Here is a 14,440-nt window from a genome sequence, read left to right as displayed (position 1 = left end):
TTCGGCGTTATTTCCTCAACGCCGCGACCATCTTGATCTCGATTAACAACTCGGGACGCGCCAGCGATGCCACACCGAGAATCGTCCACGCAGGGAAGTCGGAGCGGATGTAACGCTCCTTCACGGCCCGGAAATCACCAAGTTGTGACGCTGTATCCACGTGATACGAAACCAGTTCGACGAGGTCGGTGAAGTCGAGACCGAGATTCTGAAGAATGACTTCGGCGCGCTTGAACGCCAACTCAATTTGCTCTTCAGGCGACACGGGAATGGTGCCGTCCGCTCGCAACCCGACCTGCCCCGCAATGAAGACCAGACCGTTCGCCGACACGGCGGGCGAATACTGGAAAAGGTCGAAAATCTTGTTGCCGCCGAACGTTGGTTCGTTCTCGGGCAATCGCAGGCGCTCAATCTTGCTCATCTTTAACCTCGGCGAAGTTCGTGTTCGGGTGCTGCCAATTGGCCCGACGGACAGCATTACAAGTCAAGACGCAACCGTGGTCCAACCTCGATGAAACTCGCGGACAAATAGAACGCCAACGTCCGCGCCCAACGCGGTTGGCCAGGAGCGCCCACGTCGAGTCGTTTCCATCCGCGTTCCTTGCCGAACTTCGCGGCTTCGCGCACCAGCGCCGCGGCTAATCCACCAGACCGCCATTCCGGCCGGACGTAGAGCTCGGTAATCTGTCCGAAGGCACCGCCCGCGTATATTGCCATTCCTTCTGTCATGAGCAGCACGCCCACCGGACTATCGCCATCGAGCGCCAGATATCCGAAGCTGCGACTCGTTTGGGTCAGAACGGCTTCAGCGACAGACACTCGGTCCGCGGGTTCGAGTTCGCCATTGTGAAGCTCCACTAGAAGCTCCTCCACAAGGTGCGCAACGGAACGTGCATCCGTCGGTGCAACAGGGCGAATACGCATCAAGGCAAGCTCCTTTACTATCTCGCGCGGCGCCGCCAAAAAGCCGTTGACGTGGCACTCATCCGCGGCAATGCCTCATATAATGGCAACACGTCGTCATCTTCGAACTGCTCGTTTACTGAAGGCACCATGCCAAAAAATCAGAGTCAGCCACCCGCTGAAGAATCTCCGGACATCGAGGTAACAGAGAAGCAGACGGACCCCGCAGTGGAGAAAGTGTCCCGTGCTCTGGCTGCACAGATTCACGCCTTCCGAACCTCAGCAGGAATCGCGTCGGGCACCCTCGCGAAAATGGCCGGCATTTCCCATTCGATGCTCTCGAGAATCGAAAAAGGCACGGCTACTCCGTCGATAGAAACGCTTACGCGGCTCGCCAATGCGTTGGGCAAACCCGTATCGCGCTTTTTCGTCGACCAGAGTGAACGCCACGACTGCTCGTTCGTCCCTGCGGGACAAGGCGTGACGGTGGACAGGGAAGGTTCATCGTATGGCCACATCTATCGGCTCGTTGGCCACGTATTGTCGGGGAATCTTTCCGTGGAACCGTATGTCGTTACTCTCGACGAAGAATCCCAGCCGTGGTCTACCCATCAGACAACGGGTATTCAGTTCCTTCACGTACTCGAAGGCAAGATGAAATATCGATACGCCAATCGGCTCTACGACCTGAAACCCGGCGACAGTCTGCTGTTCGACCCGAATGCGGCGCATGGTCCGGAAGAAATCGAGAGCGTACCGGTCAAGTTTCTCGCGGTGTTTTTCAACATTCGGGAATACAGCTAGAAGATCGAGGACATACCCTCTCGCACGTGTCGGTTTATCGTTGCGACCGCTGCAGTTCCGCGAATTGCTTTGCCACCGCGCTCTCTCGACTGGCGACAATCTCTCCCGCTCCAACACGCTCCCGGCCGTACACAATCCAGGCGTCATCGGGCGAACCGATAGTGGCATCCACTCGCAGCGTCTCCGGTTGCGAATCGAAATAGTATCGATAGACCAGAGCGGAATCACATTCTCCCTTCATCAGTCGTTCGAAGGCCACCGGAATCGAGACTGCGGGAATCAGCTTGGAATACGCGCCGAGATCCGCGTAGTCATCGGTTGCGGGGGAAACAAGCGAGATGGTTTCCGGCTTGCCCACGTCCTTACGCGTGAGAATCGCCAATGTCTGACTCGGCGAGATGAAGGTGTCGACAACGAACCGCTCACGGAAGTTACTGCCCATCACCCGCGGGGTATCGGGATGAACCGCGCATTGAATCAGATAGTCGATTTCGTCGGCGTCAAACGCAGCTAGCGCATCGTCAAAGTTATCAAAGAGTTTGACTTGCGCCTCAAGTCCGTGGAATTCAATGTAACGACGAGTCACATACTCGTGGTTCGTTCCGGATGGACCGAGGGTGCCAAATCGGATTGCGGCCATGCTTTACTCCTTAAAATTCGCGCGTGTGTTCGACGTTACGTATTCACTTGTGAATCATCTGACTGAGAAATCGCCTCGCTCGCTCAGTCTTCGGCGCGTCAAAGAAGCAACCAGGTTCGTTGTCTTCCACGATTTCTCCCTGGTCCATGAACAGAATGCGGTCGGCCACCGCCCTTGCAAATCCCATTTCGTGTGTGACGCAAAGCATGGTCATGCCGTCTTGCGCAAGCAGCGTCAGCGTGTCGAGCACCTCCCTGACCATCTCCGGGTCGAGCGCCGACGTCGGTTCGTCGAGCAGCATGATAGTGGGCGACATGCAAAGCGCTCTTGCAATAGCCACCCGCTGCTGTTGGCCGCCGGAAAGCTGAGAGGGATATTTCCCCGCATGACTCGCCACGCGAACGCGTTCGAGCATTTCAAGGGCGCGTGCTTCGGCCTCTTTCCGCTTCAGACCACGAACACGCATGGGAGCCAACGTGCAGTTTTCCAGCACCGTCATGTGCGGGAACAGATTGAAATGCTGAAACACCATGCCGACATCAGCACGTACCCTGCGTACGTGTTTCACATCGTCGGTGAGTTCGATTCCGTCGACGTGAACATCGCCCGAATCGTGCCTCTCCAGTCGGTTGACGCAGCGAATCAGTGTCGATTTTCCGGAGCCGGACGGTCCGCACAGAACAATCTTTTCGCCTCTTCGGACATTCAGCGAAATAGAATTAAGTACATTGAACTCGCCGAAACTCTTTGAGAGTCCGTTGATAGATATCGCGAATTCGCTGTTCGGGATCGTATTCATAGCGAAGGTCCTGTGCATTTTCGTGCGGCTCAGGTGTCGAGCCGCGTGAGTGTCTGGGCATGGAATGCTTGAGCCGCCGGGCTCTCTTTCCAGGCGACAACCTGGCCGTCGGACAGCCGCTCACGGCCATAGACAATCCAGGGGTCGTCGACCGTACCGATCTGCTCGTCGATTCTGAAGCGGGTGGGGTTCCCGGTAGCAAGGGACGAGTACGTCAGACCGCTCTCGTATTTGCCCGAGAGAAGCCCATTCGCAACCGATGCCGTCGATGTCTCCGGAATGAGCGTGAGTCCATCTGTGTTGACATAGTCCCGCGTGGCTGGCTGAAGTGCGAGCGTGCGCGGTGTGTCGACGTCGACGCGAGTTACCACCGCCATGTCCTGGCTGGCAGAGACGAATGCATCGATGACGAAAAGCTGTTTGCGGTATTTCGCAACGATGTCAGCCGTCGAAGGATGGACTGCAACCTGGACGATATAGTCGCCCTCGCCGTCGATCACCATGCGTGCTGCTTCTTCAAAGCTCAACACGAGAGCCATCGACGCCCGTTCTTCCAGACCGTGATGTTGAATGTATCGGGCAGTCACGAACTCGTGATTGCTACCAGTGGGTCCAAGTGTCAGAAACCGAAGCAATTTGTGTTTCTCCATTAACCTTGCGTAGGGGACTCGGGAGCATGAATCCACCTTTAAAGATGCGCTATACGAGGACTAGGTTGCGTGAGCGTCTCCAGAATCTGAAGACTTCTGCATCGCCGCTTGCCTGGGCTTCCGGGAATTGACTATGTCGACGTCCTTCCCTGTTCTGCGCGCAATGTTCAACTCGAGAATCCGAAACGCGTGCGAGAGGAAAAACGTCATCGCGAGATAGATCAATCCAGCGCCGACGAAAATCTCATAGGGTGCATAGGTTTCACTTACCAGCAGCTTCGACGTCCCCGTCAATTCCATGATGGTCACCGTCGACGCCAGCGACGTCGCCTTCAGGTTCAGAATCGTTTCGTTCGCATACGCGGGGATTGCAATACGAATGGCAATGGGCGCTTTGATGCGAGTGAGTACGGAAGCTCGACTCAACCCTAGCGCCTCGGCAGCTTCGACGATGCCTTTGGGCACGGCAGACAGCGCCCCCATCAGAATGCGCGCCGTGTACGCGCCCGAATTCAACCCCAAGGCAATGACCGCGCAGGTGAATGGGTCACGCAAGAGCGGCCAGACTACGGAATGTCGAATAAAGGAGAACTGGCCAAATCCGTAGTAAAGAAAGAACAATTGCACGAGAGCCGGTGTACCGCGGAATGCGCCGATATAAAACTTGACGCTACCGCTCAGAACCCTGGACGAGCTCAATCCCACGAGCGCCGTGGGCACGCCCACAATGAGCCCCACCACCACGATGGCGGCAAACAGCTCCAGCGTGACGGGCAAGGCAGCCAGCAGACGCGGAAAGCTCGAAATGAGCAACGAGAAGTCAAACATGCGTCACCTCGCCAATGCGGTCGACGTCTTGCGACGAACCGTGCTGAAAACGTTTGTCATTGCGAAGCTGAGAACAAAGTACAGCACGCCGGCAACCAGGTAGAAGAAAAACGGGCGATTTGTCGCCTCGACGGCAAAGCCTGTACGTCGCATCAAATCTTCCAGGCCGACCAGCGAGACCAGCGCAGTTTCTTTTAGCAATACGGTCAACTGATTCCCGAAAGCAGGGACGGCGAGGCGCCACGCTTGCGGCGCAATGACGTAGACAAAGCTCCCGGCGCCCGTCAATCCCAGCGCTGCAGAGGCTTCAAACTGGCCGCGCGGAACTTCCAGAATTGCGCCCCGGAAGATTTCCGTCGCATAGGCCCCGAACACCAGTCCCAGCGACACGGCGCCTGCACCGAACGCATTGATTTCGATGGACCGGCCCAGGACATGAGAAAGGGTTGCGCTGCCGCCGTAGTACACGAGAAAAATGACCAGCAGGTCCGGAACACCTCGTATGGTGGTCGTGTATGCCCCGGCGAACTGCCTGAGAATCCGCACCGGAGACAGCTTCGCGGCTGCCATGAGAATCCCGATTACCGAGCCGATCGCCGTGGCCGCGAGTGCGACCAGCAGCGTCGTCAGGGCCCCAAGCAGAATGAGTCCGCCATAACCGTTCAGAGTGAAGTTGACCATGCTGGCTCCCGCATTACATCAGAGAGAAAGGGAAGTACTTCTTTCTGATCTGGTCATAGGTGCCGTTCGCCATGATTACGGCCAACGCTGCGTTAATACGATTGCAGAGCTCGGCGTCGTCGAGGCGAACTGCAATGGCGTTTCCGTCCCCGAGCACCCCGCCTTTGAATTCAGGTCCGATGAAAGCGAAGTCCTTCGAGTCGGGCCGTTTGAAGAAGTCGGAATAGAACGTCGCCTTATTACCGATGATGAGGTCGACACGGCCCGCGACGAGGTCCAGTTCCGGCTGACGGGTGTCGTCATACAGCACGAGTGAGGCCGCCTTGTCGTAACCGTTGGCGACGAGCCACTGGTGCTGGGAGGAGCCGCGTTGGACGCCGATGCGCTTTCCCTTCAGTGCCGCGGCCGAGACGTCCTTGATCCCGCTGTCTTTTGCAGCGATAAAACTGGAGGTCGTGTCCTTGTACTTGTTGGTGAACAGAACCTGTTTGCGTCGCGCAGGCGTCGTCGACATCGACGCGACGATGGCGTCATATCGATTGGCCTGAAGACCAGGAATGATGCCGTCCCACGCTTGCGCAACGATCTGGCATTTCATCTTCATCTGTGCGCAAAGGGCATTCGCAATATCCACGTCGAAGCCCTGAAGCTGGCCGGAGGCGTCCTTGAAGCTCCACGGCGGATACGTGCCCTCCGTTGCGACTCTCAGCGTGTCGCCGGCCGAAAAGGCGGGCGCCGACATGACCAATGCCGTCGCCGTCAGGGCGCAGCTGACCAATCCTCGAAAACGTCGAAACAGGGTGTGTGACATGGCAACTCTCTCGTCGCGATTGCTGCGCCCCGGGTATTCCGTCGCATTAGAGAGAAAGGTAGTCGTTCGTTAATTTAACGTCAATATTTTAATTTTATGCAAATTCCCTAATCGGGTTTACCCGCGAACCGCCGTTTCGCGCCGCGGCCGGCGGTCACGGCTCGTAGTTGGATTCGGCCGCGCATTCTCCGCGCGGAACCTCGACAAATGCCTGCTGCACAGCCGTGCCGAGCCAGTCGGTACGCACGGTATAGCCGACGGCCCGGCTTGCCTCGGGCATCTCCAGTTCCAGCGCGACCAACTCGCGCCCAGGATAGGCGTCGCGAATCTGCGCACGCCCCCTCCTCGGCGCGCCTCGTATCAAACCGAGCGCCGACCGGTCACCGCTATGCCGCTGTGACCGACACGGCCTTGGTCACCACATAAGCTTCCATCGCTTCCGGACCGCCTTCCGAACCGTAGCCCGAATCCTTCACGCCGCCGAACGGCATTTCCGGCGACGGTGTGGCCGGCTGGTTGATCCACAGCATGCCGACTTCCAGTTGCTGCGACAGCAGATGCACGTTCGTGAACGACTTCGTGAACGCGTAGCCCGCGAGACCGAACGGCAGACGGTTCGCTTCGGCGATCGCTTCCTCGAGCTTGTCGAAGCCGCGGATCGCGGCGATCGGGCCGAACGGCTCGTTGTTGAACACATCCGATTCGAGCGACACGTTGGTCAGCACCGTCGGCGCGAAGAAGTTGCCTTCCGAGCCCACGCGTTCGCCGCCGGTTTCGACCTTGGCGCCGGTCTTGCGCGCGTCGTCGAGCACCTTGCTCATCGCCGTGAGACGGCGGGCGTTGGCGAGCGGGCCGAGCGTGGTGCCTTCGGCGAGGCCGTCACCCAGCTTCAGACTTTCGGCGTGCTTGACCAGCGCCGCGGCGAATTCTTCGCGGAGGCTGTTGTGCACCAGGAAACGCGTCGGCGAGATGCAGACCTGGCCGGCATTGCGGAACTTCGCGCCGCCGGCAGCCTTCACGGCGAGCGCCACGTCGGCGTCTTCGGCCACGATCACCGGCGCATGACCGCCCAGTTCCATCGTCGCGCGCTTCATGTGCGTGCCAGCCAGTGCCGCCAGTTGCTTGCCGACCGGCGTCGAGCCGGTGAACGTGACCTTGCGGATCACCGGATGCGGAATCAGGTAGCTGGAAATCTCAGCCGGGTCGCCGAACACCAGGCCGACCGTGCCCGCCGGCACGCCGGCTTCGACGAAAGCCTGCAGCAGTGCGGCCGGCGACGCCGGGGTTTCTTCCGGTGCCTTGACGAGGAACGAGCAGCCGCACGCGAGCGCGGCGCTCAGCTTGCGCACGACCTGGTTGACCGGGAAGTTCCACGGCGTGAAGGCGGCGACCGGGCCGATCGGTTCCTTGAGCACCAGTTGCTGCGCCGCGAGGTTGCGCGACGGCACGATGCGGCCGTAGACACGGCGGCCTTCGTCGGCGAACCATTCGATGATGTCCGCCGACGCCAGCATTTCGACGCGGGCTTCGGCAAACGGTTTGCCCTGTTCCAGCGTCATCAGGCGGGCGATGTCCGAGGCGCGCTCGCGCACCAGCGCGGCGGCCTTGCGCATGGTCGCGGCGCGCTCGTTGGCCGGCACCTTGCGCCAGGCGTCGAAGCCGCGCTGCGCGGCGGCCAGCGCGCGGTCCAGATCGGCGATGCCGGCGTGCGCCACCTTGCCGATGGCCTTGCCGGTAGCAGGATTGATGACGTCGAGAGTCTTGCCGCTGGCGGCGTCGCACCACTCGCCGTTGATCAGAAGTCGGGTATCGGTATAGCCTGAAGTGACCATGTTGTGTTCCTGATGATTGGAAGACGATTTACCGCGATCCAGAGGAGGATCGGGCAGTCGAGACGGGACTGCCGCAATACGGACAGTCCACTTAGGATGACAAACTAACTAGAGGCCCAGGCATGCAAGCGCTGCCGGATGCGATCGCGCACTACCCGCGGCAAAGCGCGCTCAGCGGCAACGCTCAGATCAGGCGTCGCGCAGCGCCAGGTCGACGTGTTTCAGGCGCCGCACAATACGTTCGACGAACTCCAGCGTCACATGAGGCAGCGCGCGCTGATTGGGTGTGATGACGCCGACGGTGAGCTCGTTGACGTTCACGTCGTCGAGCGGCCGCCATACCACGTCACCACGCGCCAGCTCGTCGAGAAATGCCAGCTTCGAGAAAAACGAAATGCCTCGCCCGGATGCAATCAGCCGCTTGAGCAAAGTCGTCGAGTTACAGGTGACGCTCGGCTGCAGCGACTCCCAGTACTCGGGAAAGTCGGTCGTGACAACGCCCTGGATCGGCGATCGTCCTTCGAGCCGCAGAAACGCGTGATTGCGGCACTCGTCGAAACTGATGCGCTCCATCTTCGCCAGCGGATGCGACGATGCCATCACCACACCCGGCGGTAACGATACTTCGCTCACGACATCGAGTCCGGCGGGCAGCTTCGTAATGTACGAAATGCCGACGTCGTATTCACCACTAACGAGTCGCGTCGGCACGTCATGCGGAGGCACCGCGGCGATCGAATAGGTCACAGCCGGATAGGCGTCCGAAAACTCCTCGACGGTCGCCGGCAGGAAGTCGACGAAAAGCGAATCCATGGCCGCCACCGACACATGTCCCTTGCGTTCGCCTTTGAGGTCGTCGAGTTCGCTGCGCATCAGGTGGAAGTCGTTCAGCGTCGCGCGAATGTGCTGCAGCATGCGCTCGCCGGCCGCGTTCAGCCGGATGCCGTTCGGCAGCCGGTCGAACAGTTCGGTCCCCATCTCCGCCTCGAGCTTGAGGATCTGCCGGTTGACCGCGCTCGACGCGACATAGAGATTCTGCGCGGCCTTGCGGATCGAACTGCACCGAGCCACTTCGACAAAATATTTCAGGACATTCGCGTGCATCGTGTTTTCTCAGTTCATCGGCCGCACCGTCCAGGCGGCGACCACGGGATGATCGCAGGCTACCTTGCCTACGTCGCACGCGCCACCCGGGGAACCGAGTGCACTGGCGTCCGGCCCGAAGAAATCCCGGTTCACGGCGGCGAAGGCGGCCTCCGAGTGCGGCAGTTCTTCGTCGTGAAAGATCGCCTCGGTCGGACACACGGACACACACACCCCGCAGTTGATGCATTCCTCAGGGTGGATGTAGAGCGTGCGCCCGCCCTCGTAGATACAGTCGACCGGACAGCATTGCACACACGCGCCGTCTTTGACGTCGATGCACGGCGAAGTGATGACATAGGCCATCAGTGTCCACTCCAGACCGGTTTGCGCTTCTCCTGAAACGCGCGCACACCTTCATTCGCGTCGTCGGATTGTAGCGCGGCCACCAAGGCGGGCAGTCGCAACGCCTGAGCGTCGGCCGGCGAGAGCGTGGACGTGCGCTTGACCACCTGCTTGATGGCCTGCAGCGACAGCGGCGCGCACGCGAGCAGCGCCTGAACCCAGCGGTCGACGGCGGCATCCAGTTCGGCACGCGGCACGACTTCATTGACGAGGCCCATGTCGAGCCCCTCGCGTGCCGAAATCCGGCGGCCGGTCATCAGCATCGCCATCGCCTGGCGGTAGGGGATCTGGCGTTGCAGCAGGGTCATGCCGCCGTCGAGCGGCATGCGCCCGACGAGCGCCTCGGGCAGCCCGAAGCTCGCCTCCTCACAGGCGACGACCAGATCGCAGCCCAGCACCATTTCGAAGCCACCGCCCAACGCATAACCGTTGACCCGCGCGATCACCGGCACGTTCAGCGTCTCACGCAACGCAATGCCGCCGAAGCCGCCGGGGCGTGGCGCCCCCCAGTATTCGAGACCGCTCACCGACGGATTCTTCAGGTCCGCGCCGACGCAGAACGCGCGCTCGCCCTCGCCGGTCAGGACCACGACGCGCACGTCACGGCTATGTTCGAGTTCGGTCCACACGTGTTGCAGTTCGGCTTCGGTGGCGAGGTCCACGGCGTTGAGCGCTTCCGGCCGCGCCAGCGTCACCGTGGCAACGTGCTGATCGATCACAAGACGTACGCTCATACGGCCTCCGTGGCGACCTTGCCGCGCAATTGCTGCAGGACCTCGTCGGTATGCTGGCCGAGGCGCGGCGGCCCACGTCGCAAGCCCACCGGTGCGAGCGAAAGCTCGATCGGGCTGCCGATGAAACGCACCGGCTGGCCCTCGCCCTCTCCTTCCAGAATCAGCTGGTTATGCAGGGTCTGAGGATCGACCAGTGCTTCACGCAGATCACGCACCGGCGCACACAACAAGTCCTGCTCTTCGAGCCGGGCGAGCCAGAAGTCGCGCGTGTTGCTCGCGAAGCGCTCCCGGAAGATCCGCTGCAATTCGCTCTTGTGAACGAACTGCTGGTTGAGGTTGCAAAAGCGCGCGTCGAGAGAGAGGTCTTCGATCTGCAGCGCGGTGCAGATGTCGCGCAGCGGATTCGCCTTGAACGCACCCACGAGCACCAGGGCACCGTCCTGGGTATCGAAGACGCCCGACAGCGGCATTGCAGCCCAGTTCACTTCCGAGTCGGCCATCATGATCATGGCGGCTTCCTGCATCTGCATCGCGAGCATCGAGTTGTACAGCGACACGTTGACCTTCTGCCCCTCGCCCGTGCGGTCACGATGCAGCAGCGCGAGCAGGATGCCCTGCACCATATGCATGCCCGCCGAATAGTCGGCGAGCGCCGTCGGGTACACGGAAATCGGCAGCGATTCATCCGCGCGGCGCGCCATCACACCGCTCATCGCCTGGGCCAGCACATCCTGGCCACCCTTGTGCGCATAGGGTCCGGTTTCGCCGAAGCCCGTACCCACCGCGTAGATGATCCGCGGATTCAACTGGCGGCAGTCTTCATAGCCGACGCCCATCCGGTCCATCACGCCCGCCCGGAAATTGCTGACGACCACATCCGCGTCCGCGATCAGCGCCTTCAAATCCGCCAGTTGCCGCGCGTCGCGCAGGTCGAGTGCCACGCTGCGCTTGTTGCGATTCAAACTGCAGAAGATCGGATTGTCCGCGCCGGCCACCGGCTCGAACGTCGAGCGGCTGAGATCGCCCGCACCCTTTCTCTCGACCTTGATCACGTCGGCGCCATAGTCGGCGAGCATCTGCGTGCAGACTGGGCCCATCATGACCTGCGTAAGATCGACGACTCGCACGCCGGACAGTGGCAGGTCAGGCGTCTTTGCAGTGTTGTTGGCGACGCTCATGCGGCCTCCCGCTGATTGATGTGCACGGCAAGCGGCGGAATATCGGCGTTGCGGCCGGTCTGGTCGCCCGGATCGGCGCCTTGCGAACGCAAGGTCTTCTGCAACGCATGCACGTCGACGTCGCGCACCCGCACGCCCGCTTCGAGAGCAAGAGCCGCAGCCACACCGGCGGCTTCGCCCATCGCCATGCAAGGCGGGATTTCGCGAGACATCTTCTGCGCCTGCGAGGTCGCCGAGTAGTGACGGCCGGCCACCAGCAGGTTGTCGATCTGCTTCGGCAGCAGCACGCGATACGGCATGTAGTAGTCGCGGCCACGCGCGATGCTGTCGTCGAAACGGGTACGCTGCGCGAGGTCGTCCTTCGTCATCACATACTCGCCTTCGAGCAGGCGCGTCTGACGCACGCCGGTTTGCGGCGCGACATCGATCACGTAACACTGCTCGAAACCCGGCAGCTTCTCGCGCACGAAATCGACCACTGCGTGAATGTGCTGACGCCCCTGCACTTCCGCGCGTGTCAGGTCCTCAGGCTTGAGACCATCGAGACCGGCCATGTGCGGGCAGTTGCACCACACCACGCCGGGCAACGGTGTCTTCAGCCACCAGTAGCCCCACGAGCCGCCGAGAATGCGCTTGATCTGACGATCCAGCGCCGCAAACGCCTCGGGCTCCTCGGCTTCGAAACGCTCGGCCGCTTCCGTATCGACGCCGCCGAGTCGAAATACCGTCGTCGTGATATAGGTGCCGCCGACATGCGGTACACCCGCCGACGCCGCGACGTCCAGGTCGCCGGTCGCGTCGATCACCACGTCGGCGAGGATCGCTTCACGGCCGCTCTTGGTCTCGCAGATCACGCCCTTCACCTGGCCGTCTTCGACCAGCGTGCGCGAGAACCATGAATGCAAACGCAGCTTGATGCCGAGCGATTCCACCATCTCCAGCGCGACACGTTTCATCGCATCCGGATCGAACGCCGCGGCGAAACATACCGGGTGCGGTGTCTTCTGGCTGTGAAAGTCGAAAGTGCCCCAGCGCCCCCACTTGCGATACGCGGCGGGATCCTCACCCCATTCGTCCGAGCGCGGGAACATCGCCAGCTTGCGCGCCGCCATCCGTTCGATGAACGTCATGCAGACGCCGCGCACCGAGATTTCCTGCAAGTGGTTGTCCCACATGTCGTCGAGTACCAGCACCATGCCGCCGGATGCGAGGCCGCCCAGGTGGTTGTAACGCTCCAGCAGAATCACCTCGGCGCCGTTGCGCGCCGCTCCAATCGCTGCCGACAGGCCCGCGGGGCCGCCGCCGACTACCACGACGTTTGCCTTGGCCGCGATGCGCACATCGCGCGCACTTTCCTGAGTCCAATCGCTGATCATGTTCATATGTCCCCTCTGAGAATTCGGCTGTTTCGTGTTCGTTTCAATGCGTGCTTTCGGGCTGCCATCTGACCACCAGGCGCTCGACAATCGCGATGGCCAGGAAAAACAGGCCGGACAGTACCGCGCTCATGATGATGGCCGTGTACAGCAGCGCTGAATCGAAGCTGTAGGTGGCCTGAATGATCATTGCGCCGATACCTTGCGTGGCGCCGATCCATTCACCGACCACCGCGCCAATCACCGACATCGACGCGGCAATGCGCAATGCGGAGAAGAGATACGGCAGCGAAGCGTAGAGGCGCAGCTTGAAGAAGATTTCGCGCTTGCTCGCCGACAGGATCTGCATCAGTTCCATTGCCTGCGGGTTCACCGCTTGCAGCCCACGAACCATGTTCACGAGCGTCGGAAAGAAACAGACGATTGCCGCGATCGTGATCTTCGGCTCCAGACCGTTGCCCATGATGAGGACGAGAATCGGCGCCTTCGCGACCACCGGAATCGAATTGATCATCACCGCGACGGGATAGAAGATGTCCTGTAGCGTCTTGTTGTGGACGAAGACGGTGGCAATCAAAATCGCCGCAAGATTGCCGAGCAGAAACCCGCCGCATGCCTCGATCGCGGTCGGCACCAGGTTTTGCAGCAGCACATCGCTCTTGCTGAAAAGCGTCTCCAGAACCAGCAGCGGCGACGGCGCGATAAACGGCTTCACGTGAAAGCCCGCCACGACCGCCCACCACGCGAACAGCAGACCCGCGACGCCGAGTACCGGCAGCAGGCGCGCCCGCCACAGGCGCTGACGGCGACGCGCGAGCCAGGCCTGCGCTTCAGGGTCCGCCGCTTGCGACGACAGGTTCAATTGCATTTCGGACGTGGTCATCAGCAGGTCTCCAGTACGCGCCGCAGATAGGCAGCGAGTTCGACGAATTCACGGGTCTCGCGGATGTCGAGCGTTCGATCTTCCGGCAGCCCGACCGGGACGATCTCCTTCACACGTCCGGGGTTGGCGGCCAGCATCAGCACGCGCTGGCCGAGAAACGCCGCTTCATAAATGCTGTGGGTGACGAAGAGTGTCGTGAGGCCCATCTCTTTCCAGACGCGGCGCAATTCTTCGTTCAGGCGGTCGCGCGTGATTTCATCGAGCGCGCCGAACGGCTCATCCATCAGCAAGACCTTTGGATCACTGACGAGAGCACGCGCAATGGCGACACGCTGGCGCATCCCACCTGACATCTCGTGCGGGAAAGCGTCCTCGCGGCCCTTGAGGCCGACGAGTTCAAGCAGTTCACGCGGCGTTGCCCGGCCCGCACGCGCCTTACCGCCCGCGACTTCAAGTGGCAACTGCACGTTCTGGATGGCCGTGCGCCATGGCAGCAACGCCGCATCCTGAAACACGAAGCCGATGTCCCGATTCTCCCGAGCGACACGCGGCGCGGCGCCGAGCACGCTGATCTCGCCACGGCTCGGCTTGATCAGGTCCGCGACGACGCGCAGGAACGTCGACTTCCCGCAACCCGAGGGACCGAGCAGCGTGAGGAATTCGCCGGTCGCGACGTCGAGGCTCAAGCCCTCGATCGCAGTGACGCTGCGCCGGTCGGTGAAGAAGCGCACGTTGACATTGCGGCAACTGATAGACAGAGAAGTGTCTTGCCGCGCGGCGACGGACGAGCCGGGCTCTTCCGCGCGCGGCGGATTCATAGTGGCAGCATGCAT

General features: G+C 61.1%; 18 protein-coding genes. 1 reads left to right on the top strand and 17 read right to left on the bottom strand.

What is annotated here, in order from left to right:
• Window positions 1–7: 7 nt before the first annotated feature.
• Together HF916_RS14970 and HF916_RS14965 are read right to left on the bottom strand one after the other, a co-directional pair.
• Entirely contained in the window at window positions 8–421 is a 414-nt protein-coding gene (locus tag HF916_RS14970) for a RidA family protein (RefSeq protein ID WP_168789699.1), read from the bottom strand.
• A 56-nt stretch (window positions 422–477) separates the two neighbouring features.
• Window positions 478–924, bottom strand: a complete 447-nt coding sequence (locus tag HF916_RS14965) for a GNAT family N-acetyltransferase (RefSeq protein WP_168789698.1) — start codon at window positions 922–924, stop codon at window positions 478–480.
• Between the two features lie 51 nt (window positions 925–975).
• Between HF916_RS14965 and HF916_RS14960 the strand changes: the two genes are divergently transcribed.
• A complete protein-coding gene (locus HF916_RS14960; RefSeq protein ID WP_346777730.1) occupies window positions 976–1,707 on the top strand; it encodes a helix-turn-helix domain-containing protein in 732 nt (243 codons plus the stop codon).
• A 34-nt stretch (window positions 1,708–1,741) separates the two neighbouring features.
• On the opposite strand, the gene HF916_RS14955 is transcribed toward HF916_RS14960, so the two are convergent.
• The 15 genes from HF916_RS14955 to HF916_RS14885 form a co-directional block, all read right to left on the bottom strand.
• Complete coding sequence (locus HF916_RS14955; protein ID WP_168789697.1) at window positions 1,742–2,347, bottom strand: hypothetical protein; 606 nt, start codon at window positions 2,345–2,347, stop codon at window positions 1,742–1,744.
• 43 nt (window positions 2,348–2,390) lie between these two features.
• On the bottom strand, window positions 2,391–3,146 hold the full coding sequence (locus HF916_RS14950; protein WP_168789696.1) for an amino acid ABC transporter ATP-binding protein: 756 nt from the start codon (window positions 3,144–3,146) through the stop codon (window positions 2,391–2,393).
• Window positions 3,147–3,175: 29 nt separating this feature from the next.
• The gene (locus HF916_RS14945) at window positions 3,176–3,685 is read right to left on the bottom strand and encodes a hypothetical protein (RefSeq protein ID WP_168789695.1); all 510 of its coding nucleotides are present in this window, start codon (window positions 3,683–3,685) and stop codon (window positions 3,176–3,178) included.
• Window positions 3,686–3,856: 171 nt separating this feature from the next.
• Window positions 3,857–4,573 carry an ABC transporter permease gene (locus tag HF916_RS14940; protein ID WP_240975556.1) on the bottom strand — a complete coding sequence of 239 codons (717 nt, stop codon included), beginning with the start codon at window positions 4,571–4,573 and terminating at the stop codon, window positions 3,857–3,859.
• A gap of 54 nt (window positions 4,574–4,627) precedes the next feature.
• A complete protein-coding gene (locus HF916_RS14935; protein WP_168789693.1) occupies window positions 4,628–5,305 on the bottom strand; it encodes an ABC transporter permease in 678 nt (225 codons plus the stop codon).
• 13 nt (window positions 5,306–5,318) lie between these two features.
• Window positions 5,319–6,116, bottom strand: coding sequence for a transporter substrate-binding domain-containing protein (locus HF916_RS14930; protein WP_168789692.1), 798 nt, complete (start codon window positions 6,114–6,116; stop codon window positions 5,319–5,321).
• 154 nt (window positions 6,117–6,270) lie between these two features.
• A complete protein-coding gene (locus tag HF916_RS51490) occupies window positions 6,271–6,396 on the bottom strand; it encodes a hypothetical protein (RefSeq protein ID WP_277352285.1) in 126 nt (41 codons plus the stop codon).
• 106 nt (window positions 6,397–6,502) lie between these two features.
• On the bottom strand, window positions 6,503–7,948 hold the full coding sequence (locus HF916_RS14920) for an NAD-dependent succinate-semialdehyde dehydrogenase (RefSeq protein WP_168789691.1): 1,446 nt from the start codon (window positions 7,946–7,948) through the stop codon (window positions 6,503–6,505).
• Window positions 7,949–8,137: 189 nt separating this feature from the next.
• Complete coding sequence (locus tag HF916_RS14915) at window positions 8,138–9,052, bottom strand: LysR family transcriptional regulator (protein WP_168789690.1); 915 nt, start codon at window positions 9,050–9,052, stop codon at window positions 8,138–8,140.
• A gap of 9 nt (window positions 9,053–9,061) precedes the next feature.
• A complete protein-coding gene (gene fdxA, locus HF916_RS14910; RefSeq protein WP_168789689.1) occupies window positions 9,062–9,397 on the bottom strand; it encodes a ferredoxin in 336 nt (111 codons plus the stop codon).
• Window positions 9,397–10,170: an enoyl-CoA hydratase-related protein gene (locus tag HF916_RS14905; RefSeq protein ID WP_168789688.1), complete on the bottom strand. Its 774-nt coding sequence runs from the start codon at window positions 10,168–10,170 to the stop codon at window positions 9,397–9,399. The genes fdxA and HF916_RS14905 overlap by 1 nt, the downstream gene beginning before the upstream one ends.
• A complete protein-coding gene (locus HF916_RS14900; protein ID WP_168789687.1) occupies window positions 10,167–11,348 on the bottom strand; it encodes a CaiB/BaiF CoA transferase family protein in 1,182 nt (393 codons plus the stop codon). The genes HF916_RS14905 and HF916_RS14900 overlap by 4 nt, the downstream gene beginning before the upstream one ends.
• Window positions 11,345–12,730: an FAD-dependent oxidoreductase gene (locus HF916_RS14895; protein WP_168789686.1), complete on the bottom strand. Its 1,386-nt coding sequence runs from the start codon at window positions 12,728–12,730 to the stop codon at window positions 11,345–11,347. Before HF916_RS14895 ends, HF916_RS14900 begins: the two co-directional genes overlap by 4 nt.
• A 37-nt stretch (window positions 12,731–12,767) precedes the next feature.
• Complete coding sequence (locus tag HF916_RS14890; RefSeq protein ID WP_168789685.1) at window positions 12,768–13,607, bottom strand: ABC transporter permease; 840 nt, start codon at window positions 13,605–13,607, stop codon at window positions 12,768–12,770.
• A complete protein-coding gene (locus HF916_RS14885) occupies window positions 13,607–14,440 on the bottom strand; it encodes an ABC transporter ATP-binding protein (protein WP_168789684.1) in 834 nt (277 codons plus the stop codon). Before HF916_RS14885 ends, HF916_RS14890 begins: the two co-directional genes overlap by 1 nt.

The organism is Paraburkholderia aromaticivorans, from assembly GCF_012689525.1.
Lineage (GTDB): Bacteria > Pseudomonadota > Gammaproteobacteria > Burkholderiales > Burkholderiaceae > Paraburkholderia > Paraburkholderia aromaticivorans_A.
This window is presented reverse-complemented; position numbering and strand designations above follow the sequence as displayed.